22 protein-coding genes are annotated in these 26,987 nt (G+C 64.1%); 16 read left to right on the forward strand and 6 right to left on the reverse strand.

Translation table 11 applies throughout. From position 1 onward, the window contains the following. Both FBR05_08110 and FBR05_08115 read right to left on the reverse strand, forming a co-directional pair. Positions 1 to 757, reverse strand: a 757-nt coding sequence (locus FBR05_08110; protein MDL1872157.1) for a TolC family protein, incomplete at its 3' end; no start/stop codon positions are given. Continuing rightward, a complete protein-coding gene (locus FBR05_08115) occupies positions 754 to 1,368 on the reverse strand; it encodes a TetR/AcrR family transcriptional regulator (GenBank protein ID MDL1872158.1) in 615 nt (204 codons plus the stop codon). The genes FBR05_08115 and FBR05_08110, both read right to left, overlap by 4 nt. A 171-nt stretch (positions 1,369 to 1,539) precedes the next feature. Between FBR05_08115 and FBR05_08120 the strand changes: the two genes are divergently transcribed. From FBR05_08120 to FBR05_08145, 6 genes are all read left to right on the forward strand, one after another. Next, positions 1,540 to 2,109: a sigma-70 family RNA polymerase sigma factor gene (locus tag FBR05_08120; GenBank protein ID MDL1872159.1), complete on the forward strand. Its 570-nt coding sequence runs from the start codon at positions 1,540 to 1,542 to the stop codon at positions 2,107 to 2,109. Further along, positions 2,106 to 2,738, forward strand: a complete 633-nt coding sequence (locus FBR05_08125; protein ID MDL1872160.1) for a hypothetical protein — start codon at positions 2,106 to 2,108, stop codon at positions 2,736 to 2,738. Before FBR05_08120 ends, FBR05_08125 begins: the two co-directional genes overlap by 4 nt. Positions 2,739 to 2,742: 4 nt before the next feature. Then, complete coding sequence (locus tag FBR05_08130; GenBank protein ID MDL1872161.1) at positions 2,743 to 3,564, forward strand: hypothetical protein; 822 nt, start codon at positions 2,743 to 2,745, stop codon at positions 3,562 to 3,564. Between the two features lie 51 nt (positions 3,565 to 3,615). Further along, entirely contained in the window at positions 3,616 to 4,383 is a 768-nt protein-coding gene (locus FBR05_08135; GenBank protein ID MDL1872162.1) for a hypothetical protein, read from the forward strand. A 134-nt stretch (positions 4,384 to 4,517) separates the two neighbouring features. Beyond that, the gene (locus FBR05_08140; protein ID MDL1872163.1) at positions 4,518 to 5,090 is read left to right on the forward strand and encodes a hypothetical protein; all 573 of its coding nucleotides are present in this window, start codon (positions 4,518 to 4,520) and stop codon (positions 5,088 to 5,090) included. 52 nt (positions 5,091 to 5,142) lie between these two features. After that, positions 5,143 to 6,537: a glucose-6-phosphate isomerase gene (locus FBR05_08145; protein ID MDL1872164.1), complete on the forward strand. Its 1,395-nt coding sequence runs from the start codon at positions 5,143 to 5,145 to the stop codon at positions 6,535 to 6,537. Positions 6,538 to 6,540: 3 nt separating this feature from the next. On the opposite strand, the gene FBR05_08150 is transcribed toward FBR05_08145, so the two are convergent. The 3 genes from FBR05_08150 to FBR05_08160 form a co-directional block, all read right to left on the reverse strand. Beyond that, on the reverse strand, positions 6,541 to 7,725 hold the full coding sequence (locus FBR05_08150; GenBank protein ID MDL1872165.1) for a glycerol acyltransferase: 1,185 nt from the start codon (positions 7,723 to 7,725) through the stop codon (positions 6,541 to 6,543). After that, positions 7,722 to 8,750 carry an NAD-dependent epimerase/dehydratase family protein gene (locus tag FBR05_08155; GenBank protein MDL1872166.1) on the reverse strand — a complete coding sequence of 343 codons (1,029 nt, stop codon included), beginning with the start codon at positions 8,748 to 8,750 and terminating at the stop codon, positions 7,722 to 7,724. The genes FBR05_08150 and FBR05_08155 overlap by 4 nt, the downstream gene beginning before the upstream one ends. Before the next feature lie 108 nt (positions 8,751 to 8,858). After that, complete coding sequence (locus FBR05_08160) at positions 8,859 to 9,302, reverse strand: lytic transglycosylase domain-containing protein (GenBank protein MDL1872167.1); 444 nt, start codon at positions 9,300 to 9,302, stop codon at positions 8,859 to 8,861. 592 nt (positions 9,303 to 9,894) lie between these two features. Between FBR05_08160 and FBR05_08165 the strand changes: the two genes are divergently transcribed. The 4 genes from FBR05_08165 to lnt are packed head-to-tail and all read left to right on the forward strand — an operon-like array spanning position 9,895 to position 14,687. Beyond that, positions 9,895 to 10,326 (forward strand): YjbQ family protein, encoded by a 432-nt coding sequence (locus FBR05_08165; GenBank protein ID MDL1872168.1) that lies wholly within the window; start codon positions 9,895 to 9,897, stop codon positions 10,324 to 10,326. 20 nt (positions 10,327 to 10,346) lie between these two features. Beyond that, entirely contained in the window at positions 10,347 to 12,698 is a 2,352-nt protein-coding gene (locus FBR05_08170; protein MDL1872169.1) for an HDIG domain-containing protein, read from the forward strand. Next, positions 12,688 to 13,158 (forward strand): rRNA maturation RNase YbeY, encoded by a 471-nt coding sequence (gene ybeY / locus FBR05_08175; protein ID MDL1872170.1) that lies wholly within the window; start codon positions 12,688 to 12,690, stop codon positions 13,156 to 13,158. Before FBR05_08170 ends, ybeY begins: the two co-directional genes overlap by 11 nt. After that, positions 13,134 to 14,687 carry an apolipoprotein N-acyltransferase gene (gene lnt / locus FBR05_08180; GenBank protein ID MDL1872171.1) on the forward strand — a complete coding sequence of 518 codons (1,554 nt, stop codon included), beginning with the start codon at positions 13,134 to 13,136 and terminating at the stop codon, positions 14,685 to 14,687. The genes ybeY and lnt overlap by 25 nt, the downstream gene beginning before the upstream one ends. Positions 14,688 to 14,698: 11 nt before the next feature. Here lnt and FBR05_08185 read toward each other — a convergent pair whose 3' ends face one another. Beyond that, complete coding sequence (locus tag FBR05_08185) at positions 14,699 to 15,679, reverse strand: hypothetical protein (GenBank protein MDL1872172.1); 981 nt, start codon at positions 15,677 to 15,679, stop codon at positions 14,699 to 14,701. 114 nt (positions 15,680 to 15,793) lie between these two features. On the opposite strand from FBR05_08185, the gene FBR05_08190 reads away from it, so the two are divergent. The 6 genes from FBR05_08190 to FBR05_08215 form a co-directional block, all read left to right on the forward strand. Beyond that, positions 15,794 to 16,889, forward strand: a protein-coding gene (locus FBR05_08190) for a peptide chain release factor 2 (GenBank protein MDL1872173.1) whose coding sequence is annotated in 2 segments (ribosomal slippage) — positions 15,794 to 15,853 and positions 15,855 to 16,889 — 1,095 coding nt in all. Because the reading frame shifts where the segments join, the coding sequence is not laid out codon by codon here. A gap of 183 nt (positions 16,890 to 17,072) precedes the next feature. After that, a complete protein-coding gene (locus tag FBR05_08195) occupies positions 17,073 to 19,724 on the forward strand; it encodes a diguanylate cyclase (protein ID MDL1872174.1) in 2,652 nt (883 codons plus the stop codon). A gap of 83 nt (positions 19,725 to 19,807) precedes the next feature. Next, entirely contained in the window at positions 19,808 to 23,479 is a 3,672-nt protein-coding gene (locus tag FBR05_08200) for a GAF domain-containing protein (GenBank protein MDL1872175.1), read from the forward strand. Between the two features lie 194 nt (positions 23,480 to 23,673). After that, positions 23,674 to 24,585 (forward strand): hypothetical protein, encoded by a 912-nt coding sequence (locus FBR05_08205; GenBank protein MDL1872176.1) that lies wholly within the window; start codon positions 23,674 to 23,676, stop codon positions 24,583 to 24,585. Between the two features lie 167 nt (positions 24,586 to 24,752). Next, on the forward strand, positions 24,753 to 25,898 hold the full coding sequence (locus FBR05_08210) for a hypothetical protein (protein MDL1872177.1): 1,146 nt from the start codon (positions 24,753 to 24,755) through the stop codon (positions 25,896 to 25,898). Positions 25,899 to 26,031: 133 nt separating this feature from the next. Further along, a partial coding sequence (locus FBR05_08215; protein ID MDL1872178.1) for a hypothetical protein occupies positions 26,032 to 26,987 on the forward strand: 956 nt, incomplete at its 3' end.

Here is a 26,987-nt window from a genome sequence, read left to right on the forward strand (position 1 = left end):
GCCGGGCCTCGACCATGGCGGTGTACTCCGCGAGGGGCTTGAGGTCGCGTACGGGCGGCGAGCCGTAGTCGATCTGCGGCTGGGGGTTCAGGCCGGTCAGGAAGGCCAGCGTGTCGTAGGCGATTTGGCGCTCGCCCCGCTTGCGCTCGAGCTCGGCCTCGTTGAGCGCGATGTCGGTCTCCAGCAGGGCGGCCTCGCTGTCGCGGGACTTGCCCAGACGGACGCGCTCTTTCAGCTCGGCGACGCTCCGCCGCTCGACCTGCAATATCTTTTGAAAGATCTCGATGTCGCGCTCGATCTTCACGATGGTCAGGAAGACGATCGCGACGTCCTGGAAGAGCAGGCGCTCGGCGTTGCGTTTGAGCAGGCGCTTCTGCGACTCGTTGACCTTCGCCAGCTTGAGGGCCCGGAACTCCTTGAAGCCCTTGAAGATGGGCTGCTTCAGCGTCACCGCCACCGAAGGCCGGCTGAATTGGGTGAAGGTGCTGCCGACCTGGCCGGCGCCGTCGCTCTGGGAGGACGAGTCCTGGAGGATCTCCTGGACGTTGATCGAGAGCTTGGGCAGGACCGAGCCGAGGGCCTGGGTGTAGATCGCCTGGGCCCGGGCGATCTCTTGGTCGCTGATCGCGACTTGCTCGCTGCGGGCCAGGGCGAGCTCGTAGCACTCCATCATCCCCATCTTCTTCTCGGCGGCGCGCGAAGGGAGGGCTAGGGAAAGTCCGAAGGCGAGGAGTGTCAATGAAAAGAGGCGCTTCACGGTCGCACCCCCTTCGTGAAGATATCGACGAAGCTCGCGAGCATCGCATCCTCGGGCAGGGGAAAGTGGTCCTTCGCTTTGAAGACGAGGGTGATGAGGATGTAATGGTGGATCATCGCGATGAAGGCCCGTGCCAGAATCGCGGGGTCCGCATCCCGCGCCTCCTGCTTCGAAATTTTCCGAGCGAAGAACTCCTGCAGGAATTCCAAGAGCGGCAGCCTCTGCTTGAAGAAGAGCTGGCCCAGGTGGTGGCTCTCGAGGGCCGCGAAGAGCATGACGCGCAGGAACCAGAGGTTCTCGCGATGCTTGTGGACGATGATCTTGGAAATCTCGAAAAGGCCATCCGCGATGGGTAGCTCGAGGGTCTTGCGCAGCTCCGGCGCGACCTGGGCGTCGAAGTCCTCCAGCTTGACCTGGAGGAGGGCGGTGTAGAGGTCTTCCTTGCTCTTGAAGTGGCGGAACAGCAGGGCCTCGTTCACCCCGGATTCGAGGGCGATGGCCCGCGTGGTGGTGCCGACGAAGCCGCGCTCGGAAAAGAGCCGGCCGGCGGCCTCGAGGATCCGGGCCTCTCGTTCGGAAAAGGACAGGCGTTGGGCTTTGGCGACGGACATAAAAGTAAGTATTTACTTACTTATACCCATCCTGGACTTGGGTCAAACCCTAATTCCGTTGTATCGGGTCAGGGCTGGAGCTATTTCCCGATGTTTTTTCGAGGCCTGCTGTGACGCCCCGGCCCTGCCGGCGTCCCAATTTCCAGCAGCGAGGCAGGTTTCAGGATTCGCATGAACCGGAAGCAAAGCCCGAGTCAAGACCCGGATCTAGAGGCCCTGCGCCGCTGTCGGCAAGGGGAGCGGCGGGCCTTTGCCGAAATCGTCGACCGCCACAAGCAGGGGGTCTTTCGCTTGGTCTACCGCTGGCTGGGGCAAAAGGAGCGGGCCGAGGAGCTGGCCCAGGAGGTCTTCCTCAAGGCCTACCGCGAGCTGGAGCGGTTCCGCGGCGACGCCAAGTTTTCGACCTGGATCTACCAGATCGCCCTCAACGCCTGCCGCGACGACTGGCGCAGCCGGCGGCGGCGTCCCGAGGCCCGCGTCGAGCCCGAATTCCTGAACGCGCAGCCCGCCCCCGAGGACTCGCCGGAAGCGGGGATGATCGCCGCATCCGAGGGCGCGGCCCTGCGCCGCGCCCTGGACGGCCTTCCTCAGATCTACCGCGAGGCCCTCCTGCTGCGCTACCTCGGCGACCTCAGCTACGAGGAGATGGCAGAGCGGAGCGGGGAAGGGATCAGCAACCTCAAGATGCGCGTGGCCCGGGGACTCGCGCAGCTGCGGAAACGATTGGAGAGGCAGTCATGACGGCGAATGAAACAGAAAAGAAATTACGCGAGCTCCTGGGGCCCGAATTTTCCGATGGAGAGATCGCGGCGATTCTTCGGGAAGAGCCCAAGCTGGGCGAGGGCCTCGAGGGTTTTGCGGCGCGGTGGCAAGCGCTGCGCCGCGAGGTCCCCCCGCTTACGGCCGACTTCACCGCGCGGGTGATGGAGCGCCTCGAGGCGCCGGGTCTTTGGGAGAGGTTTCGCGCCCGTTGGCTCTCGCTTCCAAGGCTCGCCGCGGCCGGCGCCCTCGCGGCGGGTTTGGCCGGGGTCCTGTATCTTGGCTATTTCCGCGAGCCTTCCTTGGGTCCGCCCTTGAGCGTGCGCGAGGCGGCGGGCCCCGAGGGCCGAAAGGTCTATTTCGTGCGCTTCGCCCTGCGCCAGCCCGGCGCCAAGCAGGTCGCCGTCGCGGGCGACTTCAATCAATGGACCCCGGCGGCCTTGGCGCTCTCCGCGGAGGGCGAGGGCCTCTTCACGGTCGAGGTCCCGTTGGCGGAGGGCACCTACAGTTATGCCTTCGTCGTCGACGGACGGCGCTGGGTCCCGGATCCGGCGGCCGACCGCTGGGTGGACGACGGCTTTGGACAACGCAACTCGGTGATCAATTTGTAATAAGATGAAGAAGACCCTCGCCATTGGACTGCTCCTCCTCGGCCTCGCGGCCGCCGCGCCGCTACGCGCCCAGGGCGACCCCCAGATCGCCCGCGAGGCCGCGGCGCTCGGCGCCCCAAGCCCGGCCCTGAGCGCCTTTTTGGCCAAAAGCGCTGCCTCGGGCCTCCCCCGCGATTTCACCCTGGGGGTGCTGAAGGAGGCCCAGGCTCTCGAGGCGCGCGGCATCCCCTCCGAGCCCTACCTGCTCAAGGCCAACGAGGGCCTCGCGAAGGGCGTCCCTCCGGCAAAGCTCGAGCCGGCGCTGCGTCAGACCCGGCAGCGCGGGGAGAGCGCCGCGGCTCTCGTCGACCGCGCGGTCCCGGACGGGGCGGCCGACCTTCGTTCGCCGGCGCGGCGGGCGGCGATTTTACAGGTGCAGTCCGCGATGCTGAACGGCAAATCCCCGGCGGAATTGGAAAAGGGCCTGCGGTCCAAGGTCAAGGGCGGCAAACTTACTTGGGAGGAGATCGGTTCCGAGGCCCGATCGCTTCAGCCCCGCCGTCACGGCGTGGTTTCGGCGAAGCCGGCCCCGAAACGGGACATCCAAGTTCCGACTCAGGCCCCCGCCGTGGATAAGGACAAGGGGCCGAAGGAAAAGGGCCCCGCGGAGCTGCGCGGCCCGGCCCCCAGCAAGGACGTGAAGCCGGGCAAACCTAAAAATTCCAAGGGTCGGCCGGAGTGGCATGCGCCCGAGCAGCGGGGCCCCCAAGGCAAATCGGGGAAAGGCCCCTCGCCATCCCAAGGTTTTTCCGGTAAGTCGAATCCCGGCAAAGGAAAACATAAATAATTGTGACCCGTCGGTACCTGGGGCGTCCCAAGCGGGCATAAGGAGAAAGCCATGAAATCTCTCTGCAAAGTTTTGACCTTCCTCGCGGCCTTCAGCCTGGCCCTGCCTGGCGCCCGGGCCGTCGACATCAACTTGGTCAACATCGACCTGGGCTCGCCGGAGGCGCGCCGCGCCGAGCAGCTCTACGGCAACGCCTACGGTTTCGCGCCCCAGCAGGTGACGCCCGCGCTCATGGCGCCCGCCGCGGAGGTGCCAGCCATTTTGCAGATCGCGCAGGCGGCCGGGACTTTGCCGCTTTCGGTATGGATGATGCGTAAGATGGGCATGAGCTACTCGAACATCCTGCAGAGCTTCGCCGTCGCCCCGCTCGTGGCGATGGGCAGCCCCGTGACCGACAACTATTATATCGAGACCACCCAGCGGCATTTTTTACAAAACATCCTGCAGGTCAACCCGATCTTGTTTCCCAAAATTCCCCTGGTCGGCCCCGATTTCACCCGCTTTATCATCTATCCCGTGCACAAAGAGCACGGCTACTGGATGCCGCCGGGCATCGCCAAGAAGTACGGCCTATGGATCCCACCCGGCCAGGCCAAGAAGATGGGGCTCTGGGGCGGTCCCGGTAAGGGCAAGGGCGGTTACTGGGTGGTCGACGACGACGACAGCGTGAAGGTCAAGAAGGGGAAGTGGGACAACGACGACGACGGCGGCTGGAAAAAATCCGGCAAGGGTAAGGAGCACGGCTCCGGCAAGGGCGGCGGCGGTTGGAAGGCAGCCAAGGGCCAAGGCAAGGGTAACGGTAAGGGAGGCCCTAAATAATCCGGAACTCGAGGGATTCCCGGCCGATAATAGGGCGGGTGGAAGAAGGGCGGGCCCGTCCTTAAGTCGGGCTTAAGGATTCGTTGACAAGCCTTCGATTTTCAAGCCATTCTTCCTCCGCGAGAGGAATCTCCATGACGACGGTCCCATCTTTGATCCTGGCTAATGCCCTCCGCGAGGTCCTCAGTTTCAGCGAGAACTCGGATGCTTCTGCGGCCTCCCAATGCGAAGTCGAGGGCGGAGTCGGGTCGCCCTCATTCGTCTCGTTGCGCGAGACCCTTTCCCAAAGTTTGGTCGATCCCGCGTCGGCCCTGATGCGAAGGGCGGAGTTTTTCGCCGGTCGGTCTCCGGTCGGCGGGGCCAAGGAAGTTCCCGGACTTACCGAGGGGGCCGAGGCTGTTCCGCTGCAAAACTGCTCCAATGTCACCGTCTCGGTCGGGTCCATCTCTTTCGGAGATCAGCGGCTCAATACTTCGACGACCCGCTATTTCACCATCAACAATCCCAACTGCTGCGCGGTCAACTACACGATCTCCGGCGGCGGTTATGGATTTACCCTCAGCAGCTCCGGCGGGACCATCCCCGCCAACGGATCGGTCTCCGTCTCCGTGACCTTCACACCGACCAACGAGCAATACTACAGCGGATCGATCAGCATTACCCCCGGCGGAGCGGGCGTGACCTTCAGCGGCCGCGGCATCCGTTGATCTTCGGGTTAATTTCCTTGAGTCGAAAATGAGCGCTGTGTAATCTTCGGGGATGCCGCATCGCGATCTTCACCTGGATTTCAACGAGGCCTTCGCGCCGCAACAGGCGGCGGGCATCTCCGAGCCCGAGCTCGAGGCCGCTACTCCCAATTTCATCCAAGTTCACCGGGCCCTGCAGGCCATGCACGAGATCGGGCAGGTCCAATTCCTGCATCTGCCTTATCTGGACGAGGTCCTGGACAACGTCGAGCGCCGCGCGGAGGAGCTGCGGGGCTCCTTCGACAACATGGTGGTCCTGGGGATCGGCGGCTCCGGCCTTGGCGCCAAGGCCGTCGAGGAGGCCATCTTCGGGCCGATCTTCGCCGGCGGCGTCCCCTTGCCGGTCAAGCGGCTCTACGTCCTTGATACCCTGGATCCCGACTACCTGAGCCGCCTCTTCAACGGCCTGGACCTCGAGCGTAGCGTCTTCAACGTGGTCAGCAAGTCGGGCAACACCGTCGAGACCATGGCCCAGTTCATGTACCTTTACGAGCTGCTCAAGAAGCGGCTCGGCCCCGAACGCTTCCGCCGCCACCTGATTATGACCACCGACCCGCAGAAGGGGGCGCTGCGGCAGATCGCCCGCGAGGAGGACATCGAGTGCTTCGACATCCTGCCGGGCGTGGGCGGGCGCTTCTCCGTCCTGTCGCCGGTGGGCCTGCTGCCGGCGGCCTTCCTCGGCGTCTCGATCCGCGAGCTGGCTGAGGGGGCGATCCGCATGATCAAGCGCTGCAAGGGGGAGGACCTCTGGACCAACCCCGCCGCGATGCTGGCGATGGTCACCACCCTCCTGGCGGAGCGGCATGGACGCAAAAATCTGGTCGTGTTCAATTACTCCGAGCGGCTCAACCGCTGCGTCGAGTGGTTCCGCCAGCTCTGGGCCGAGAGCCTCGGCAAGCGCTACGACCTCGAGGGCAAAGAGGTCTGGGCCGGCATCACGCCGATCCAGGCCAGCGGACCGCGCGACCAGCACTCGCAGATGCAGCTCTACGTCGAGGGACCGCGCGACAAGATGGTCATGCTCTGGTCGCAGGAAAAATACGACGCCGACCTCAAGGTTCCCAAGCTCTATCCCGAGATCGAAAGCCTCAGCTATTTGGGCGGCAAGAGCTTCGCCGAGGTGCTCCACGCCGAGATGGTCGCCACCGAGCAGTCCCTCAAGGAATCGGGCGTGCCCAGCTTCAAGCTGATGCTTTACGGGGCCGACGCCTACACGCTGGGGCAGCTCTTCTACCTCTTCGAGATCGCGACGGTCTATGTGGGCGGCCTCTTGGGCGTGAACCCCTACGACCAGCCCGGCGTCGAGCTCGGCAAGAAGTACATTTACGGGAAGCTGGGCCGCTCGGGCTCGGAGGAGTTCGGCGCCACCCTGGCGCGGAAGCTCAAAGACAAGCGCTACGTCGTTTAGCTCTCAACCCCACCACACGCTGCGGCGCCGCTTCAGGGCCTCGGTGACCAAGTTTTGGATGGTTTGGCGTACCCGCTCGCTCAGGCGGTGGATCTCCAGTTCGTCGTCGAGTATCTCCTTGCCGTAAACGCTGAGGTCGATGGGCTTGCCGAAGTAGATCGACCACTTGGAGGGCAGGGGCACGAAGCCCAAGGGGCCCAGCAGCGGCAGCGTGGGGGTGAAGGGTACGTAGGGGATGCCGAGGGGCTTGGCCAGCAGCGAGGACTTGAAGAGCAGGGGATGGATCTCTTCGGCCCCGATCACCGCCACCGGGATGATCGGGCTGTCGGTGCGGATCGCCAGCTTGATGAAGCCGCCGCGGCCGAAGCGTTGTAGGTGGTAGCGCTGCGAAAAGTATTTCCCCAAGCCCTTGACGCCCTCGGGGAAGACCGCGACCAGGTGGTCGGTGTTGAGCAGTCGCTCGGCGTTTTCCTGGGAGGCGCGGACCCCGCCGATTCGGTACATGAAGGTGCCGACGAAGGGCAGGTAGTAGACGAAATCTTCCACCAAGAAGCGCACGTCGCGGCCGGCGGGATGATCGTTGGTGACGGCCAGCCGGATCATGCTGCCGTCCCAAGGCAGGGTGCCCGAGTGGTTGCCGACGAGGAGCGCGCGGCCGGCGCTGGGGATGTTTTCGACGCCGTGGGTCTCGACGCGCCAATACCTATAATACATGAAGTCGAAGAAGGGCTTAAGCGTCTGCTCGAAGGCGGGGTCGCGGCCGAAGGGATCGTATTCCTCCTCGAGCGCCTGCTTGTCTTGGAAAAAGGGCAGGTGCCGCGCCACGAAGTCCAGGCCGGGGACGAGTCCCTTGAAGAAATCGAAGATCCCAGGCCCCGGTTCGGCCTTCTCGATCTCCACCGTGGATTTCAATTTCTCGACGATCTCCTGCATGGCGGGTTCGACGCGGGATTGGAGGTTCTTGAGCTCTTTGTAGATCTTTTCCTGCGTGCCGTTTTTGCGATTTTTTTTCGAGCTCAGCTCGCGCTCCATGACCTTGAGGTGCCGTCCCAGCTCCTTCTCGAGCGACGCGAGGCGCTTGGCCATGTCGCGGACGATCTTCTCCAGTTGGCGCTCCTCGGCGGAGCCGCCCGCGCGGCTTTGGGGCAGGTAGAAGAGGTTGTTCGGGGCGCCGGACGCGGATTTCATAGCGGAGCGGCCTCCTCCTGCAGGCGGATCTCGCGGAGCCGCTCGGCCCCGACGAATTCCAGCAGGGTTTCTTTGCAGGTGTAGCGCGGTGTCCAGCCCGCCGCCTCGGCGCGGTCGGTCGCCACCACGCAGCTGTATTTCAAAAAATCGAGGTGCGTGGCCGGGGCCGGCGAGATGTCGAGGAACCACAGCGTTTGGACCAGCGACTTGAGCCCGATCAGGCTCAAGGGCAGCGGCACCTTGCCCATCAGCTTGATCGCCTTCGAGAGCGGCAGCACCCCCTTGCTGGCCAGGTTGAAGATGCCGGGGCAGTCCCGCAGCGTCGCCATCTGGAAGGCGCGCAGCAGGTCGTCCTCGTGCAGGAACTGCACGAGGGGGTCGAAGCCCAGGACCGTCGGGACGAACCAGCGCGAGAGGTAGCGCGTCTTGTAGCTTTGGATCTTGGGGCCCAGGATCGTGGCGGGGCGCAGGATGGTGACGACGCTCTGGGGGTATTTTTTGGCGAAGTTCAAAAACTGCCGCTCGGCGTCGATCTTGTCGGCGAAGAACTTGGACTTGAGGAAGCCTCGCGGCGTTTGATTTTCGGTGATGTAGGCGGGGTTGTCGGGGAAGGCGCCGTAGACGTCGGCGGTGGAGGCCAGGATTAGCTTGCGCACCTTGGCCTCGGCCGCCGCATTGCAGACGTACATGCTGCCCACCGAGAGCAGCTCGTGGGCCCAGGCCATGTTGCGCGGCGGCGTGATCGGGAGGGCCGTGTGGATCAGGGTTTCCACCTTCTCCTCGGCGAGGATCTCGTAGAGCTTCACGTCCGCCAGGGTCTCGGTCAGGTCGATGCGGTAGAATTTGGTCTTTTTCAGGACCTCGGTGGGCTTTTTGTGGTCGAGGAAGATGACGCGCGGAAACTCCCGGCTGTTTTCCAGCCAGCGCAGGATGGAGAGACCCTTGTAGCCGCTGCCGGTGAGGGCGACGGTGGGGTGGGTCTGCTTCGCGACCGATTTGCTTTTGCCGGCTTTGCTCTTGCCCATGTCGGATCCGTTTGGAAAATGCGCGAACGCATTTCGTTCACCGTGAAGATAGCACGGGCGAATCCGGAAATGAAAAGCTATTTGCCGAAATAGAGCGAGAAGGAAAGACTAGACGCGGATCGCGTTGGAAGGGACGCTCTGCGTGAAGGCCTCGGCGACCTTGTAGCTGTTGGCGTAGCCGAGCACCTTGGGGACGTAATCCTGGGTTTCGCGGAAGGGCGGGATGCCGCCGTGCTTCATGACGTTGCCGGGGCCCGCGTTGTAGGCGGCGACGGCGAAGTCGACGCGGCCGTTGAACTTGTCGAGCATCTGGCGGAGGTACTTAGCGCCGCCGTCGATGTTTTGCGCGGCGTCGAAGGCGTTGCCGACGCCCAGGCTGGCGGCCGTGGCGGGCATCAATTGCATCAGGCCCATGGCGCCGCAGTGGCTGACCGCGCGGGGATTGCCGCGCGACTCTTGCCAGATCACGCCGGCGATCAGTTCGGGCGGGAGGGCGTAGCGCTCGGCGGCGGCGCGGATGTGGGGCTCGTATTCACGGGCCTTGGCCATCATGCGCTCGTTGGCCGAGCCGGTGCTGGGGACGTTGATCGGGGCGTTGGAGACCGGCAGCGTCGGGTCGGGGGCGCCGGCGGCCTCGGTGGGGCGGACGCCGTAGGGCGTCTCGCCGGGCTTTTTCGCCAAATCCTTGGTGACGGGTTCTTTGTTGCCGGTTTCTTTGGTGTTTTTAGAAAGCTCCGGGGGCAGGGGGTCCTTCGAGGCCTTGGGGGCCGAGGTCGAGGAGGCTGTGTCCAGGCTCTTGGAGAAATTCCGCGCCTCGTCGTACATCTTGCGGTACTCGATGTACTTGTTCTTGAAGAAGGGGCGCGATTTACTTGTACTGATCGAAGTCGTCATAATTCCAAGAATTTATTATCCATTTCCTGCGCCCCCGGTCAAGGGGGGCTTCAGCCACGATCCTTCGCAAACTTTATCGTCGGGGAAGGGGCCAGGAATTGCGTCACAACCCGCTATTTTTTCACGGAAAAGGGGCGCTCGGCCTGACGCACTGCGAAACGCGGCTCGGGGCTTGAAGGCGCGAGGGGAAGGGACTAGCATGAAAAAATGAATGCTTGCCCCCGGGGGCCGAGGGCATTAACATAAGCTCATGATCTTTCTAAGAAATTATTACGTCAACACCACGGTCAAGACCGACGTGCTGCTGATCACCCACGACGTGAAGCGCGCGGTGCGCGAATCCGGCGTGCCCAGTGGTCTGGTCACGGTCCTGATTCCGGGGGCGACGGCGGGGGTGGCCATCCTGGAGAACGACCCCAAGATCCACGAAGAATTGAAAAAATGGGTCGAGACCCAGATCCCCGCGGAGACGGGCCCGCGGCCCAACCGGCGTTCCGGGTCGGGGCGCAACGACGCCCACCTGCGGGCCGCCCTGATCGGGCTCAGCCTCTCGATTCCCCTCCAGGACGGCAAGCTGATGCTGGGGGCCTGGCAAGAAGTTGTGCTTTTCGATTTCGACGACAATAAGGTAGGGCGTCGGGAGATCACCATCCAGGTGATGGGAGAAGGGGCCGCGAAATAAGCGGGGGCAAAAAAGAATCCATGGGCGACCACCGTCACATCCGCAGTCTGCGAAACCTCCTCGGAGGCTTCAAAAAATCCGATTTCAGCTCCTTGAACCGATTCCTCCACTCGGCCTTCTTCGGGTGGATCGTCTTCGGCGTCCTGGTCTTCGCCATTTCCCTGGTGCTGTCCTTCCACGTCGACTACCTGCCGCCCAATATGAAGGTCGGGCGCGTCGCGCCCAAGGACATCAAGGCCGACCAGAATTACGAGATCGTCGACGAGCGCGCCACCGAGATCAACCGCCAGGAGGCGATGAAGAGCGTGCCTCCGGTCTTCGACTTCGACGAGAACGTCTTGGCCGAGATCGACCAGAACGTCCACGAGGCCTTTCAGCAGTCCCGCGAAGCCATCCAGCGCCTGGCCGACGTCGACGAGATTCAGGACATTCTGCTCGCCACGCTGGGGCTGCAGCCCACCGAAGATCAGGTGAAGGCCTTGATGCAGGATGAATTCTCGGTCGATACCGAGTTCACGCTGCGCAACCTGCTGCGGCAGTCCATGTCCCAGATGATCGTGGCCGGCAACAAAGAGCTGGCCAACGCGGGCGAGGGCGGCATCACCCTGCGCTATGTCCAGAAGCAGAAGAACGCCAGCGAGGACGAGGCCGAGCTCAAGGATCTTTCCGGGATCAAAACGCTCGACGGCGTCCAAACCGCCCTGCTCGAGCGCGCCAAGCAGGCGCCCAAGGAGAAGGATAAGGCGGTGCAGGCGGCGCAGCTCTACGAGGTCGCCAGCCGCCTGGTGCGGCCCAACCTGAGCTACGACGCGGTCGAGACCGAGCTGCGGCGCGCCCGCGCCGTCGGCAACGTCCGCAACGTCATCATCAAGGTGCAGGCCGGCGAGGCGATCGTCCGCAGCGGCGACCGCTACGAGCCCCACCATCTGGTCATCCTCGAGGGCATCCGCAAGCGCAAGACCGAGACCAGCTTCGCGACCAAATTCCTCGGCACCGCGCTCTTCGTCTCGATCCTGCTGCTGATCACCTACGCCTTCTCGAAGCGCTTCATCCGCAAGTTCAACCCGACCCGCGCCGATCTTTACTTCCTGGGCGGCGTGCTGATCCTGCTGCTGTTCAGCGTGCGGATCGCGGCCGCCTTGTCCTCGGCCTTCCGCGACCTGCTGCCCTTCGACGTCTCGGTGCAGGCCCTCTACTACGCCATCCCCGTCGCGGCCGGCGCCATGCTGACGCGCTATATCCTCAACTCCGAGATCGCGCTGGTCTTCGCGATCGTGGCCAGCGCCCTGACCGGGATGTTCCTCGAGGGCGATCTCGACCTGTCGATTTACTATCTTATCTCCAGCATCGTCGCCGCCTCGGCCATCGCCCACGTCGAGCGGCGCAGCGCGATTTTGCGGGCGGGTGTGATGGTCGGCGCCGTCAACGCCGCGGTGGTGCTCGCCATCAAGCTGGTGACGGTGGTCAGCGTCGCGAACGTCCTCAATCTGCCCAACATCTTCATGAACATGGGCTTGGCCTTCCTGGGCGGTCTGCTCGCCGCGATCTTCGTGATGGTCCTGGCGCCGGTGGCCGAGATGCTCTTCGATTACGTCACCGACATCAAGCTGCTCGAGCTGGGCAACCTCAACCATCCGCTGCTCAAGGAGATGATCGTCAAGGCGCCGGGAACCTACCACCATTCGCAGCTGGTCGCCGTGCTGGCCGAGGCCGCCGCCGCGGAGATCGGCGCCAACCCGCTGCTGGCGCGGGTCGGGAGCTACTTCCACGACGTCGGCAAGATGCGCAAGCCCAGCTATTTCATCGAAAACCAGCAGGGCGGCGAAAACCGCCACGACAAGCTCGCGCCCTCGATGTCGGCCCTGATCATCGCTTCCCACGTCAAAGACGGCCTCGAGCTGGCCCGCGAGTACAAGCTGCCGACGCGAATCGCCGACTTCATCCCGCAGCACCAGGGCACCAAGCTCATCACCTATTTCTACAACAAGGCCCAGGAGCAGGCCCAGCTGGCGGGTGGCAGCGTCGACGAAAAGGACTACCGCTACCCGGGCCCGCGGCCCCAGACCCGCGAGGCCGGGATCATCCTGCTGGCCGACGGCGTCGAGGCGGCCGTGCGCTCGATCCCCGAAAAGACGCCCGCCAAGATCCAGGCGATGGTCCAGAAGATCGTCAACAAGAATTTCACCGAGGCCCAGCTCGACGAGTGCGACATGACGTTGAAAGACCTGCACATGATCGCCGAGAGCTTCGTCCGCGTCCTGGTCGGCATCTACCACCAGCGCATCGAGTACCCGGACGTCGAGGAGAAGAAGGCCACGGTCACCCCCATCAAGGACCTGCGGGCCCGCGAGAGCGAGGCGAATGTCCGTTAGTCTCTTCGCGCGCGCCGGGACCCCCGTGAGGCTGAAGGCCCTGCGCCGCTGCCTCGAGGCCCTGATGCGGAAGGAGGGGCTGGGCGGCGCCGAGCTGGAGATTAGCCTGGTGGGCGAGCGGCGCATCCGCACCCTCAACCGCGAGCACCGCCGGAAGGACAGCGTCACCGACGTGCTCTCCTTCCCGATCGACGCCAAGGCGCCGAAGGGCGGGAGGCCCTGGTGCCTGGGGGAGATCGTGATCGCGACCCCGGTGGCGGCGCGCCAGGCGCGCCGGGCGCAGCGGACCTTGACGCAGCAGGCCCTGCGCTTGGCGGTCCACGGTCTAGTGCATCTGCAGGGGCACGACCACGAGCGCGGCCCCCGCGCCGCCCGGCGCTTCGAGGCCCTCGAGGCGCGTTACCTCACCTATCTCCAGCGGAAAGGCCTGATGCCATGGGATGGCTCCTTGCGGCTCTGAGCGGCGTGATCGCCGCCTTCACCTACCCGACGGTCTTCGCGGGATACATGCTTCCCGACCTGGGCTGGATGGCCTTCTTCGCCTGGGTGCCCCTGTTCCTGGCGATCCGCTCCGCGCGGCCGAAGGCGGCCTTCGCCAAGAGCTTCTTCGCCGGGCTCTTTCATTACGGCATCGCGATGTACTGGCTCTACACGGCGATGAATTCCTTCGGCGGCCTCTCGCCGACGCTCTCGATCCTGGCCTTGCTGCTCCTGGTCGCCGTGCTTTCCGCTTATTTCGGGATCATTTTTTGGATCAGCCAATGGATCTGTCGCAAAAACGCCTGGACCATGCTCTGGGTGCGTCCCTTTGTCTGGGTCGGGATCGAATACCTGCGCGGCCACGTCCCGGCGGGCGGATTTCCCTGGAGCCAGATCGGCTACTCGCAGGGCGGATTCCTCCACTTCATCCAGTCGGCGGATCTCTTCGGCGTCTACGGAGTCACTTGGCTCCTGGTCTTCTGCAACGAGGCCTTGACCGAGATCGTCGTGCGCTGGCGGCGGGGCGAGCGGCCCCGGGCCCTGAAGACGGCCACAATCGCCGCGGCCCTCGTCCTGGCCAATGTGGCCTATGGGCGCTACCGCCTGGCCAACGACACCGCAGTCCCGACCCGCACCCTCCAGGTCGGCGTCGTGCAAGGCAATATCCCGCAGGAGGAGAAATGGCAACGATCCGCGGCGGCGCGGATCCTCGAAACTTTCCAGCAGGGCACCCTGGCCCTGGAACAGCGGGGCGCCTCGCTCATCCTCTGGCCCGAGGCCTCGATGCCCTACGAGCTCGCCTACGACGCGCCCGAGGTTGCCTACGACCTAGGGACTCAGCGTGCCGATATCCTCTTCGGCACGATTTCGCGATCCGCCCGGGGTTCCGAGCCGCGGCGGGACAGGCCCTATCACAACACCGCGATCTTAGCCGACGCGGCGGGGCGCATCCTGGGGTATTATCACAAGCGGCACCTCGTCCCCTTCGGGGAATATGTCCCTTGGAAGGACTTCCTCTTCTTCGCCCGCAAAATGACCGCTCAGGTCGGGGAGATGATGCCCGGCTCCGACTATTACCCCCTGAAGTACGGGGACAGTCTGCTGGGCGTCCTGATCTGCTACGAGGATATCTTCCCGGAGATCTCCCGGATTATGGTGGAGAAGGGTGCGAACGTCTTGATCAACATCACCAACGACGCCTGGTACGGGCGCTCCAGCGCGGCCTACCAGCACCAGGTCTTCAGTCAGTTTCGCGCGGTGGAGACGCGGCGCGCGCTGATCCGCGCGACCAACACGGGCCTCACCTCGCAGATCGACCGCCAGGGCAGGGTACTGTGGCAGGGGGGGCTTTTCACGCGCGAGGACTTCGTCGCGAGTCTGCCGTTTTACGAGGATCTTTCGCCTTACGTGAGAATGGGAGACTGGTTGCCGCTGGGTTCCTTGGCTATCCTGCTCGGATTGGGGGTCTACTCCTGCCTCCGGAAGGGCGGTCGGTCGTCCGCCAATTGAGCAGTCCCTTTTTAGGGACATCCCAACAACGAGACCCCGCTGATGCCGAATTTCGTCTCGAAATCCGAAGACACCTCTTCGCCCAAGGCAATCCCGTTGGAATTTTTAGCGTCCGCCTTGACCCTGATTTTATATCTCTGGGTGCGGTCGAGGATGTTTTTGGGGTCGATTAAAAAGGTCTTCTTGTCCGGACAGGCCGTTATGGTTGCCTCAACCTCTTCTTCATTTAAGTTATTGATGCCCGCGGCCACGGTGATCTTGAGGAGGGACAGGTTGTTTTTGACGATGGCTGTGGCCATGGATTGATTGAAGGCGACCTGCAAGGTAGTTTGACGCGGGACGCCCTCGCTGCCGTCCGGAGGGTTGATGCTCACGACCTTGGGCGGGGTATCCAGACCATCCTCGACAGGGGGCTTGATACTGAAGTTGCTGGTGAATGTTTGCTGTATCGGGGTCTGATTGGCGTCTCTCGCCTCGCCGCCGACGGAGATCCGAAAACTCCCGCGAGTGATAGGATCGATAATCGGAAATTCAAAAACCCTGTTGTTGTTGGAAACCACGGGGACCGCGACGGGCACGACGCTGAAATTTCCCGCACCGGCGAAGCCGAAATTTGCACGGCTGAGTTGGAAGGCCTGATTCACCGACGCGGGGTCCATGGATGCGCTAAACTCCACTTTGATGGTGGAAAGGGATGCCGTCAGGATTTGACCGTCCGAGGGGTTGGAAGAGATTACGGCGGCCGGCTCATTGTCGGGAAGGGGGCCTGGGGCGGGCTCTAAGGGGCTCGCGGGAGCAGGCCCTGGGGCACTCCCGGGGTTGGCCGCGGGGTTGTTGCCGACGTTGTTCCCGGGATCGACGTTGTGTTCGGCAACCCCGTTGTCCCCGGCGATCGGGGCGGAAGGGTCGTTCCCGGCCCCGCCGCTGCAGTGAGCGAGGGCGAGTAGGCATAGAACTCCCGAAAACACTTGAATTTTTCTTGAAAATGGCATGAATCTTCCCCGATTTTTTGGAGTGCTGTTAGATTAAGTATATTTCTTATCGTAATGGCAGGACAATGAGTTTCCGGGTCGAGACGATTTTCCTGGAGGCAAGAAGGAATCCCTATGTCGAAAGAATTGAAAAACCGCATCGCCGCTCTCCAAGAGAAACTCGCCGCCGTCCGGAGGCGGCTTTGACCTCGACCAAAAGCTGAAACGCATCGACGAGCTTGAGACCGAATCCACCCAGCCGGGATTTTGGGACGACTCCGTCCGGGCCAAGGCCTTGAGCCAGGAGCTCGACGGGCTTAAGGCGACGGCCGACTTTTTCAAAGACAATGCAACGAAGGTGGAAGAGGCCGCGCTGATGCTCGAGCTGGCCGAGGAGGCCGGCGACGACGCGGCTTGGGCCGAGGCCGAGCAGAAATCCCAAGAGGCCGAGGCCGGTCTGGAAGAGGCCGAATTCCGAGTCATGCTCTCCAAGGAAGAAGACCGGCTCTCCGCCATCCTCACCATCAACTCCGGCGCCGGCGGCACCGAGTCCTGCGATTGGGCGGCGATGCTGACGCGCATGTACCTTCGCTATTGCGAGAAGCAGGGCTGGCGCACCCAGCTGATCGACTCCACCGAGGGAGAGGGCGCCGGCTACAAGAGCGTGACGGTCACCGTCGAGGGCGCCTACGCCTACGGCTTCCTCAAGGCCGAAAACGGCGTGCACCGACTGGTGCGCATCTCGCCCTTCGACGCCAACAAGCGGCGTCACACGTCCTTCGCCAGCGTCTTCGTCTACCCCCAGGTCAGCGACGACATCGAGATCGAACTCAACCCCGCCGACCTCCGCATCGACACCTTTCGCGCGGGCGGCAGCGGCGGGCAGAACGTCCAGAAGAACGACACCGCCGTGCGCATCACGCACCTCCCGACCAACACCGTCGTGCAGTGTCAGAGCGAGCGCAGCCAGCTGCAGAACAAGACCCTGGCCATGAAGGTGCTGCGCTCGCGTCTCTACGAGCAGGAGATGGAAAAGCGCCGCGCGGCGCGCGAGGCGGTGGAGGCGACGAAGAAGAAGATCGAGTGGGGCTCGCAGATCCGCTCCTATGTCCTGCACCCCTATAAGATGGTGAAGGACCACCGCACCGAGGTCGAGGTCGGCGACGCCGAGCGGGTCTTGGACGGCGATCTCGATCCCTTCATCCGCGGCTACCTCTTGAGCGAGGCCTAGATTTTTCCCGCAACTTTACCCTCCCCGGGGCGAGCCACCCTTATCCGTTTCGGATGAGGGGTTCACATGCCGTTCAGGGTAAGGAACGAGCACACGTCTTTTTTGGCCGCCGACGGCCGGGTCTTCCCGGCGACTCCGGCGGAAGCCCATTCAAATCCTTCGGAATTTTCCGCTCGCTCAGTCTTGGCAAGCCTTCGGTCCATCGCCGGCCTGAGCGCGGGGGATCGGGCGGAGCTTCAGGCCCTGGAGGGGGAGGGGGACGAGTCCTTGTTTTGGGAGGGGGTCTTGGGCCTGGCGCGGCGGATGGAGGCGGGGCATCGCGAGGGCGCGGCCGTGGAGGTCTATGCCGCCTCCGTCGGGGCCCTTCGCGAAGGGCCCCTACAACGCCGATTTCAAGCACAGCTCGACGCCGTCCTTGGACGCGGGGCCTCGGGCCCCCGCGCCGAGTTCCTGCTGCGCCGCTTTGCCGCCGAGGCCTCCGATCCCGCGGCCCTGCTGGCCTTGGGTGCGGCCGGCGCCGCCTACCGGCTGACGCGGCTCGCTGCCTTAAGCCGCCTGGTCGCGGCGCCGGCGAGCGTTTGGACGCGGGGTTTCGGCGCGCGCGCCGCGGCCTCCCTGGCCGGCTTCGCGGTGGAGGCGCCGGTCTTCACCTTATCCGGACGCCTCGCGGGCGCGGCCTTGGGGCGTCCCCAGGAGTGGGGCGCCGCCGCCTTGGGACGGGATCTGGCGTCGAGCTATCTCGTGCTGGGTGGGTTGAAGCTGGCGGGCTGGGCGAGCCGCCTTGCCTCTCGAAACGTAGGGGCGAACCTCGCTTTGGCCCCCGGCGGAGGATGGGGAGGGCGAACCCCCACCTCTCTCGGACCGGTGGCCTTCGGTGGGGCCCCAGGTTCGCCCCTACCGGTGTTGTTCCAACAAAGCGGGATGCTCGCCGGCATCCTCCTCGGCCACTCCCTCGAGCAATGGGCCGGGCTGAGCCCGCGGTTGGACGGAGCCACGACGCTCGTCGACTCGCTGGCCCTCCTGCTGCAATTCAACGTCGCCGGAAATCTGTCTCGTCGCGCCTTCGGCCCGCGTTGGGCGGCCTGGGAAGGCGGTCTCGAGCGGCAGGCCGAGGCCTTGGCGCGAACTCCGCGCGGTGGGGGCGGCCTCGCTTGGCCGACCCTCGCGGGGCCGATGCCGGTCCTCGCGGCGGGCCCGCGCTTTTCGCTCGACGATCCGCGCCTAGGCATCGCGCAGATGGCCGCCGAAGGGCCGGGCGGCGGTTCCGCGCCGCGGGGCCGCGGGTCCCCTTCGGGCTCCCGCGCGGTGGCCCTCTCGCCCGTCCTGCGCCGGGCGATGCGCCTCCAGGATACGCGGGCCCTGGCTGAGGTCCTGCGCCTGGTCTACGCCCGCGTCCACGGCCCGCTGCGCGCCGAGCTGCTCAGTACCCTCGTCGCCCTCGAGGCCGGACAACCCGTCCAGCGCCGCATCCTGTCGATGCTGAAGGACGGGCGCGTCTACCGCACCCAATTCCTCTCCCCCGAGGTGCAGCGGTTCGTCTCCGACCGCATCCACGAGCACGAGCAGGAATCGGACCTCTTCCCTCCGGAGGCCTCGGCCCAGGGCCTGGGCCCGCGCCGTCCCAATGTCCGGGGCTTCGAGCGGATGGTGCGTGAGCTGAACATGAGGCCCGAGGAGGTCGCCCGCGTCCTCAACCGACTTTTTGTCCCCAATATCGATCTGAACCGCTTCGCCAGCTCCCGCGGCGAGCCCATCTACATCAGCAACCCCGACGACGAGGCCAATCTCGCCGACTACGCCAGGCACGGACGGCAGAGCCTGGGCGAGCTGCTGTTCTTCTCTCGCAAACGCCTCTCGCGCAACTGGATGCTGCACGAGGCCGCTAAGCGATTGGGCATGCGACCCTATATCCTGCAGCAGATCGAGCGCAACCAGCGGCGGCCCAGCCCCCGTCAGCTGGAGCGCCTCGCGAGCCTCTACGAGCTCGACTTGGAACAGCTGCGCGCGCTGCGGTCCCTGCCTCCGGCGTCGCCGAGCGCGCCGCCCGGCACGGCCGCGGCTCCCGCGCCGGCGCCGCAGCCCGTGCTCCCCGGCATGGGTCTGGAAGTCCCTCCTGAATCCTTGCGCCCCAGCGCCGAGACCCAATTGCAGCTGCGCAGCGAGCGCCTGCGCCAGCTGCAGACCCTGGAGGCGACGTCCATCCCGCCGGAGGAGCTCTTCCGGGAGGCGCTGGAGCTTGCCGACTACTTCGAGGGCATCGTGCGGGAGACGCGCAACCGCGCCGAGCGCGATCTGCTCACGGGCCTGCGCAACCGCCAAGGCCTGGCCCGCATCACGCCGCGCCTCGAGCGGCGCCTCGTCGAGCGCCGGCGGAACCGCGAGGCCGAGGCGAAGTCCGACTTTGTGGCGATGATCGACATCGATTTCTTCAAGAGCGTGAACGACCGCTTCGGCCACCCCAACGGCGACCGCGTCCTGCGCGAGGTGGGGCAAACCCTGGCGCACACGGTGCGCTGGCGCAAGGACATCACGGCGCGACTCGGCGGCGAGGAGTTCTTCGCCTTCTTGAGCGCTTCGGGCCGGGAGGGGGCGCTGGCCTCCGCGGAGCGGATCCGGCAGGCCGTCGAGAAGGCCTTGATCCCGCTCGACGATTTCCCGGCGATCCAGGTGACGGTGAGCGTCGGCCTCGCGGAGCTGCGTGCCTTGCCGCCCGCCGCGCCCGGCGCGAAGCCCCGCGTGGAGGGGGCCCTCGCCGACGCGATCGAGCGGGCGGATCGCGCCCTCTATGCGGCCAAGCACGCGGGACGCAATCGGGTCGTGGTCTCCCAGGAATAAATTCTCTCAACTCATTAAAACAAATCATAAAATGGCCTTTTTGCTTGGCGGGACCCGGGCTCGGTGTAATAATTTGTGACAGCTTGAAAACGATTCAAGACTACCGATTGCTGCGGGCCTTAGGGCAAGGGACTCAGGCGCAAGTGTATCAGGCGGAAAAGGCCGGGCGGCTCTATGCCTTGAAACTTTTCGAGTCCGGCCAAGCGCGCGCGGCTCAAGCGGAGGCGCAGGTCCTTTCCAAGTTGCGACACCCCAACGTCGTCGGATTCGTCGAGGCGGGAGGTTTCGAGAACCGTCCCTACCTGGTGACGGAGTGGTTGGACGGGGAGTCCCTGGAAACGGCGGCTCCGCCGGCCTTGTGGCCGGCGATGCGGGAGTTGAGCCTGGAAATGCTTCAGGGCTTGGAGGCGATCCATCGGCAGGATTTGGTTCACGGCGACGTGAAGGGGGAGAATGTACTGCTTCGCGCCGGACACGCGGTGCTGGTGGATTTGGGTTTCGCGCGCCCCGTGATGAGTCCCCACGCCGCTCCTGCGGGCACCCTGGCCCACCTGGCGCCGGAGCTGCTGTTCGGACATCCGCCGGGTCCGGGTAGCGACCTTTATGCCTTGGGAATGACGCTGTATCGTTGGGTGCGGGGCGAATATCCTTTTTCCCTGCATTCCCCCTCGGAAGTCATTCGTTGGCATCTCTTCGAGACGCCGCTCCAACCGATCCGTGGCGGCGCGCTTCCCGCCGAATTCGGCGATTTTATCCTCAGTCTCTTGGCGAAATCCCCCGCCGACCGGCCGCGCGGCGTCGCGGCGGCCCTGGCCCGATTCGCGGGACTTTTCGGCATGGAAGCCGTCGGCACGATCGAGGAAGAGCCGGCGGAAACCCCGGGTTTCGAGCTCTACGGGGAAGCGATTCGATTCTACGAGGCGATGGCCGAATGCAGCGCCGAAGAGAAAATCCTGCTCGCCGAGTTGTACCACCGCCAGGGCCATCCGGCAAAGGCCCTCGCCCTGCTGAGCGATATGCAAGAGCCCGCGGCGGGGATCCTGCGCGGGAAGGTCCTGACGCGGATGGGCGATTTTGCCGGCGCCGCACGCGAATTCGAGGTCCTGAAAGATCCGAACACGACGATGACGCCCGGACAGAGGCTCTCTTTGCTGAATGCGGCGGGCATTCTTCAATATTACCGTGGGGAGGTCGCCGCGGCGGGCAATGCCTTCGAGGCGGCGGAATCCTGGGCCAGAGACATCGGCGAGATCGCTCCCTTGGCCGTCGCTTACAACAACTTGGGAAACATCCTGCTGGAACAGGGCCGTGCCCCGGAGGCCGAGGATTCCATTCAAAGATCCCTGGCGCTCAGCCGGGAAGCCGGTGACCGCATCCACGAGGGGATGTTCCAGATGAGTCAGGCCTATCTCCTGCATCGCAAGGGGCGAGCCATGGAGGCGCTGTCGGCCTACGGCGAGAGCTTGAGGCTGCTGGAGCTCCTGGGTCAGAAGAGCGAGGCCGCCCGCACGCGTCTGAACCGCGCGAATTTACTGCTGGGCCTGGGGGATCTTCAGGCCGCCCAAGCTGACCTGAGCCGCGCGCAGCGGATTTTTCGCCAGCGTTCCATGAAGTACCTCCTCGTTTACAGCCGCCAGATCGAGGGGGAGTTGCTGCGGAAAGAGCGCCGCCTGTCCGAGGCGGCCGAAGTGTTCCGCGAATGTCGGCGCGAGCTGAATGCCCTGCAACGCCCCGCGGACGCGCGGTGGGCGCTCTTGCACGAGGGCGAGTGCCGGGTCGAGGCCGGCGACGCGGCCCGTGCCGGGGCGGTCCTCGCGGAGGCCGAACGGGAAGTTCCGGCGGCCGAACCTCGCTGGCGGGGGCATTTTTTTTTCCTGCGCGCGCGGTGTCGTTGGTTGGTCGGCGAGGCGGAGGCCGCCGTCTTGGAAGACCTCCGCGCCGCCGAAGGCCTGTTGGGAGGGAATGAGGACGAAGAAGCCCGGGTCCTTCTGCATTACGCCTGGGGTGTTTACCTGAGCGAGCGGGGCCGGGGCGGCGAGGGCCGCGGCCGCCTCGACCTTGCCAAGCAGGGGCTGCAGCGGCTCGCGGCAGCCCTGCCCGAGGAGTGGCGGGCCCGCTATCTGCAAAATTCCCCGGCCGGGGAGATCGAAAGGATGCTGAATTCCATGGAAAGAATCCAATTGCCTGCCAAGTTCGGCGACGAGACCGCCGCCCCGAGAGATCCCGCTTTCGAAGGCGCCTTGCGGGAATTGCAAAGGGAATTGGTCGGAGAGCTGGATCTCTCCGCCCTGGTCGAAAAGATCCTGGACCGCATGATCGCGCTCACGAAGGCCGAGCGCGGCTTCATCCTGCTCCGCGAGGAGGAGGGGCCTCGCATCGCCGTCTCCCGCAACGTCGACCAGGCCAAGATGCAAAAATCCCAAGAGCGGATCAGCTGGTCCATCGCGACCCAAGTGTTGGAATCGGGCAAGGCCCTGGTCACCGTGGACGCGCTCGAGGACGAGCGTTTTTCGGTCACTTCCTCCATCCATCAACTGAAGCTGCGCTCCATCCTCTGTCTGCCCTTGAAACGGGAGAGAGAGGTCTTGGGTGCCATCTATTTGGACAATCGTCAGCGGGGCGGGGTCTTCCAACCGGCCCTCGCCGCCGCGCTGCAGCCCTTCGCGGAATGGATGGGGCAGATGTTGGTCAATGCCCGCCGCTTCTTCGAGGTGGAGCGGGACTTGCGGAGCGCCCGAAAAAAACTGGAGGCCGTGGAAGGGGATTTAAAGATCAAGTACGACTATCAAAACATCGTCGGTCGCCACCCCAAAATGCTGGAGATCTTCCAAGTCCTCGACCGGGTGACCGACGTCGAGGTCCCGGTGCTCATCCTGGGCGAGAGCGGCGTCGGAAAGGAACGGATCGCCAAGGCCATCCACTTCAACGGGCCGCGCGCGGGGCGGGCCTTCGTCTCGCTGAACTGCCAGGCGGTGCCCGAGGGGCTCTTCGAGTCGGAGCTCTTCGGCCACCTGCGCGGCTCCTTCACGGGCGCGACCTCGGACCGGGTCGGTCTGGTGGAGCAGGCGCACCGCGGCACCCTGTTTTTGGACGAGATCGGCGATATGCCTTTGGGCCTTCAGGGTAAACTGTTGCGGGTGCTGCAGGAAGGGAAGTTTCGACCCGTCGGAGCCAAGGAGGAGCGGCCGGTGGATTGCCGCGTGGTCGCGGCGACCCATCGGGACCTGCGCGGGATGATTAAGGCGGGGAAATTCCGCGAGGACCTTTGGTTCCGACTGAACGTCGTCGAGATCCGCGTGCCGCCGCTGCGCGAGCGCATGGACGACCTGCCCCTGTTGGCCGGGCATTTTTTGGCGGAGTTCGCGCGGCGCCACGGAGGGAAGAAGAAGCGGCTCGATCCCAAGGCGCTGGCCCTGCTCAGCCGCTATCCCTGGCCGGGCAACGTCCGCGAGCTCGAGAACACCCTGACCAACGCCTGCGTCTTCGCGGAAGGGGAGCTGTTGAAGCCTGAGGCCTTCCGCTACAAACGCGAGCTCTTCGAGCCGGCCCCGCCGGCCCGCGGCGGCGGGGAAGGAGAGAGCGGCGAGCCGGACTATGGATCCTTCCGGGAGGCCCAGCAGGCCTTCGAAAAGCGCCTGATCGCCGCGGCCTTGCAAAAATCGCGGGGCAACATCACCCACGCCGCCATCGCCCTGAAGATCGCGCGACCCCAGCTCTCGCGGCTGGTGAAAAAATACAAGCTGCAGGGGCTGTAACAAAAAATGACGGTCAAAGGCCGACAAAGGTCCGGTATCTTGTCGTTGGGAAAAGGTCGAAGGAGAGGCCTTGCTTTTTATCTAATTATTTCAATTAGTTATATTTTTATCCTTTTATAGGTGGCATCCAGCCCCTTGGTATGGGCTTTGCTTTATGTTGGGAGTAGATTAGACCCAAGGTCGGAAAGGTCCCCATGAGCCGCTCTCTCCTCCAAAGATTCTTACGCCTGGCCCTTCTTCTTTCGTTAGCCGCCTGTTCCGGCGCCGGCGATCCCGACGGGGGCAATCTCACGCCCACGCCACCGGTCCCGGTCTTCGGCGATTTTATTCTAGGAGTGGCCACCTCCAATCCCGGCGGTACGAGCTCTCTGCGCGCCATGGCGCGTCCCTTGCCGGCAAAGGCGCTGAGCTTCGCCGGCGGAGGGATCGAGGTGGAGGAGACCCGGAATACGGTCAGCGACATCTCCTTCGAGATGGAGGGCGAGGCCGACGTCGAGATCGATTTCCCGGGTGTCTTCGTGGTCGAGCTGGTGAGCCAGAGCGCCTTGGTCAACCTCGAATTCCCGGACTTCGGAGTGACGCAGATTCCCTTCGGCGATTACAACCGCTTTAAGATGGATTTCGAAAAGCTGCAATCCGAAGATATTCCGACGGAGCTGCTGCCCGACCCGCTGGTTACCAACCTGCTTCTGGACCGGACCTTCGTCGTCACCGGACGCTTCCGGGAGGCCGCGGGCAAGGATGTGAACGGGGACGGCCGTATCGATACGGTGCCCTTCCAGATTCTCTCGGACAATGAAGTGGAGATCGAGGTCTCTTCGCCCAACTTCTTCACGGTCTCGGAGGACAAGGTTAATTTCTTCTTCATCGCCTTCCAAATCGAGACTTGGTTCAACGGCCTGCTGCCGCAGTTTCAGGACCTCGGCCCCTCCGATCTCAGCGGCGGCGTCGCCGTCGTCAGCCAGAATATTTCCAGCGAGAAGATCGCGAACATCCTCCAGGCCTTCGAGTCCAATACCGAGGTATCCTGCAAAAGCGCCCCTTCCGAGGACGACGAGTTCGAGGAGGAGGACGTAGACGAGGAGTCCGGCTCCGGACCGCTGTAACAAATAAGTGTTATAATTTGTTACAATTAATTCCCTATCATAATCCGTACATTTAAAAATCAATGAAATATCAAAGGGTTGCATGAAACCTCTTTGGCATCCTGATTGCAATTCTTTAGGGCAGAATCCTTGAAATAACAAACCCTAAAGAGATTGAGGAGGTTTCCATGAGAGCTTTCATTCACAACCTATCCTGGAGCCGCACGTGGCTTGCGGCGATCGCGGCCTTGGGCTTGGCCGCTTGCGGCGGCGGCGGCGCGGGCGGCGCCGGGGATGCCTTGGACGGCGGCGCAGCGGGGGTTAGTTTTTCCATGCAATTGGAAGGGGCCCGGAATTCCCTGAACAGCTCGAAGGCCATGACCGTGAAGGCGGAGTCGGAAGAGGACGATGACGGCGCCGAGACCAGCGACGATGCGGGGACCGTTATCACCTTAAGCGAGGTCCGCGTGCATATCCGGGACGTCGAATTCTATCTGCCGGAAGGCGTGCGCTGCGAGGACGTCCAATTCACCTTCGTCGACCCCGTCCGCTGCGATAACGACGACGATGTCGACGAGACGGACGGTGTCGGAGATGACGACGGCACGCCCGACCAAGGCCCCGGCGACCTCCTCAAGAACTCCGAAGGCGAGGACGACGACGGCACCCCGGATCAAGGTTCGGGGGACGTGCCCGGCGAGGACGATGACAATGATGACAACGACGTTGACGACGATGAGGACAAGGTTGTCGTGGAAGGCCCCTTCATCGCCGACCTGATTCAGGGCACCTCCACTCCCTCCCTGACCACCTTGCTGATTCCCTCGGGCCTCTATACCCGCATCGACGTAAGGATCGAAGAATCCAAGGCTGAGGACGGATTGCTGGCGGCGGGCGATCCGCTCCTGGGACGCAGCCTCTATGCCCGCGGCAGCTTCGAGTACCAGGGAACGACCCATGAGCTGCAGCTCCGGCTGAAATTCAACGAAGACGTCCGCTTCGAGAGCAAGACTGGTATCGAGGTCGCGGAGACGGCCGCCAATGATATCGTCCTCTCTTTGGACGAGAACGCCTGGTTCAAAGGCATCAACCTCGCTGCCTGCCTGGACGAGGGGAATCTGACCCTGGAGGCCGACGGCAGCCTCGTCATCGACGAGGAAAGCGGCGAGGACGAGTGCGGCGACATCGAAAATGTCATCAAAGACAACATCGAAGCCTCCGGCAGCAGCTTCGAAGACGACGAGGACGATGACGACGACGGCCTCGATGATGACGAAGACGAGGATGACGACAACGACGGTGAAAATGATGAGGAGGAATCCGAAGACGATTGAATAAAAGTTAGATTGGAGTAGCACCCGGGGCGGGCGGATCCTTCTGGACCGCCCGCCCTTTTTTCCTCCGGTACCGATCAAGCCTCCAATCTGCACTTGACCCGTCCTGGGCTTTGCAACATAGTCCGCCCCCATGACGGATTGGCTGAAAAAACCCTTAAAAATCCTATTCCTTTGTCTGGTCGGGCTGGCCCCGGCGGCGGCCCTCGCGCAGGGCTCCTCGGTGGGCGTGGCCGCCTTTTCGGTCAACGGGCCGAAGGACCAGCAATACCTCTCGGGTGCGGCGCAAGACGCCGTGATGGGGGCCCTGATCAAGAAGGGCGTCGCCGCGCGTCCGGTCGCCCAGGCCCTCGATCCCGACAAGCTGAAGGACGTCTCGCAGGGGCGAGGGCAGGACGCCTTGCTGGTTGCGGGCCGCATCAACATCGTCGGCCAGACCTACCGCGTGTTGCTCAAATGGGTGGATGCCGCCGGGCAGGTTTCGCAGGATTATTTGGAAGTCCCCGACGTCAACCAGCTGCTGCCGCGCCTCGAGGCCTTTGCCGCCTCGCGGCTGCAGGCCCCCGTCGCCGTGAGCGTCGCGCCTCCGGCGGCCGCGCCGAAGGCCGTCCCCGCGCCCGCCGCGAAGGCGGAGAGGCCACCCAAGGTCTTTCTCCCCGAGCCCGCTCCCGTCCCGGCTCCCGCTCCGGCGGCCCCGCCCTCAAAGGTCGAAGAGAAGAAGCGCGAGGAGAAGGCCGCCAAGCGCGATAAGGTCGATCCCAAGCCCAGCGCGAAGGTGGCGCCCGCCGAGGCCCAAAGCGACTACGCGTCGGTCTCGCAGCGCCTGCCCTACGAGGTGCGAGCCCTGGCCTACGGCGACGCCGACGGCGACGGCAACCCCGAGGTGTTGCTGACTGGGCAAAGCGATCTCTATGTCTACCGTCTGAACGGCTCGGATCTACAGGAGGTCGCGCGCTACGCCGGCAAGAAGCTGGACCATTTCGTCAAGGTCGACCTCATGCCGGACCCCGCCGGCGGCAATCCCTGGATCGTTCTGACCAATCTGCGCGGCTCGCTGGCCGCCAGCAAGATCCTGCGCCTGCAAGGGAG

Source organism: Deltaproteobacteria bacterium PRO3, from assembly GCA_030263375.1.
Lineage (GTDB): Bacteria > UBA10199 > UBA10199 > DSSB01 > DSSB01 > DSSB01.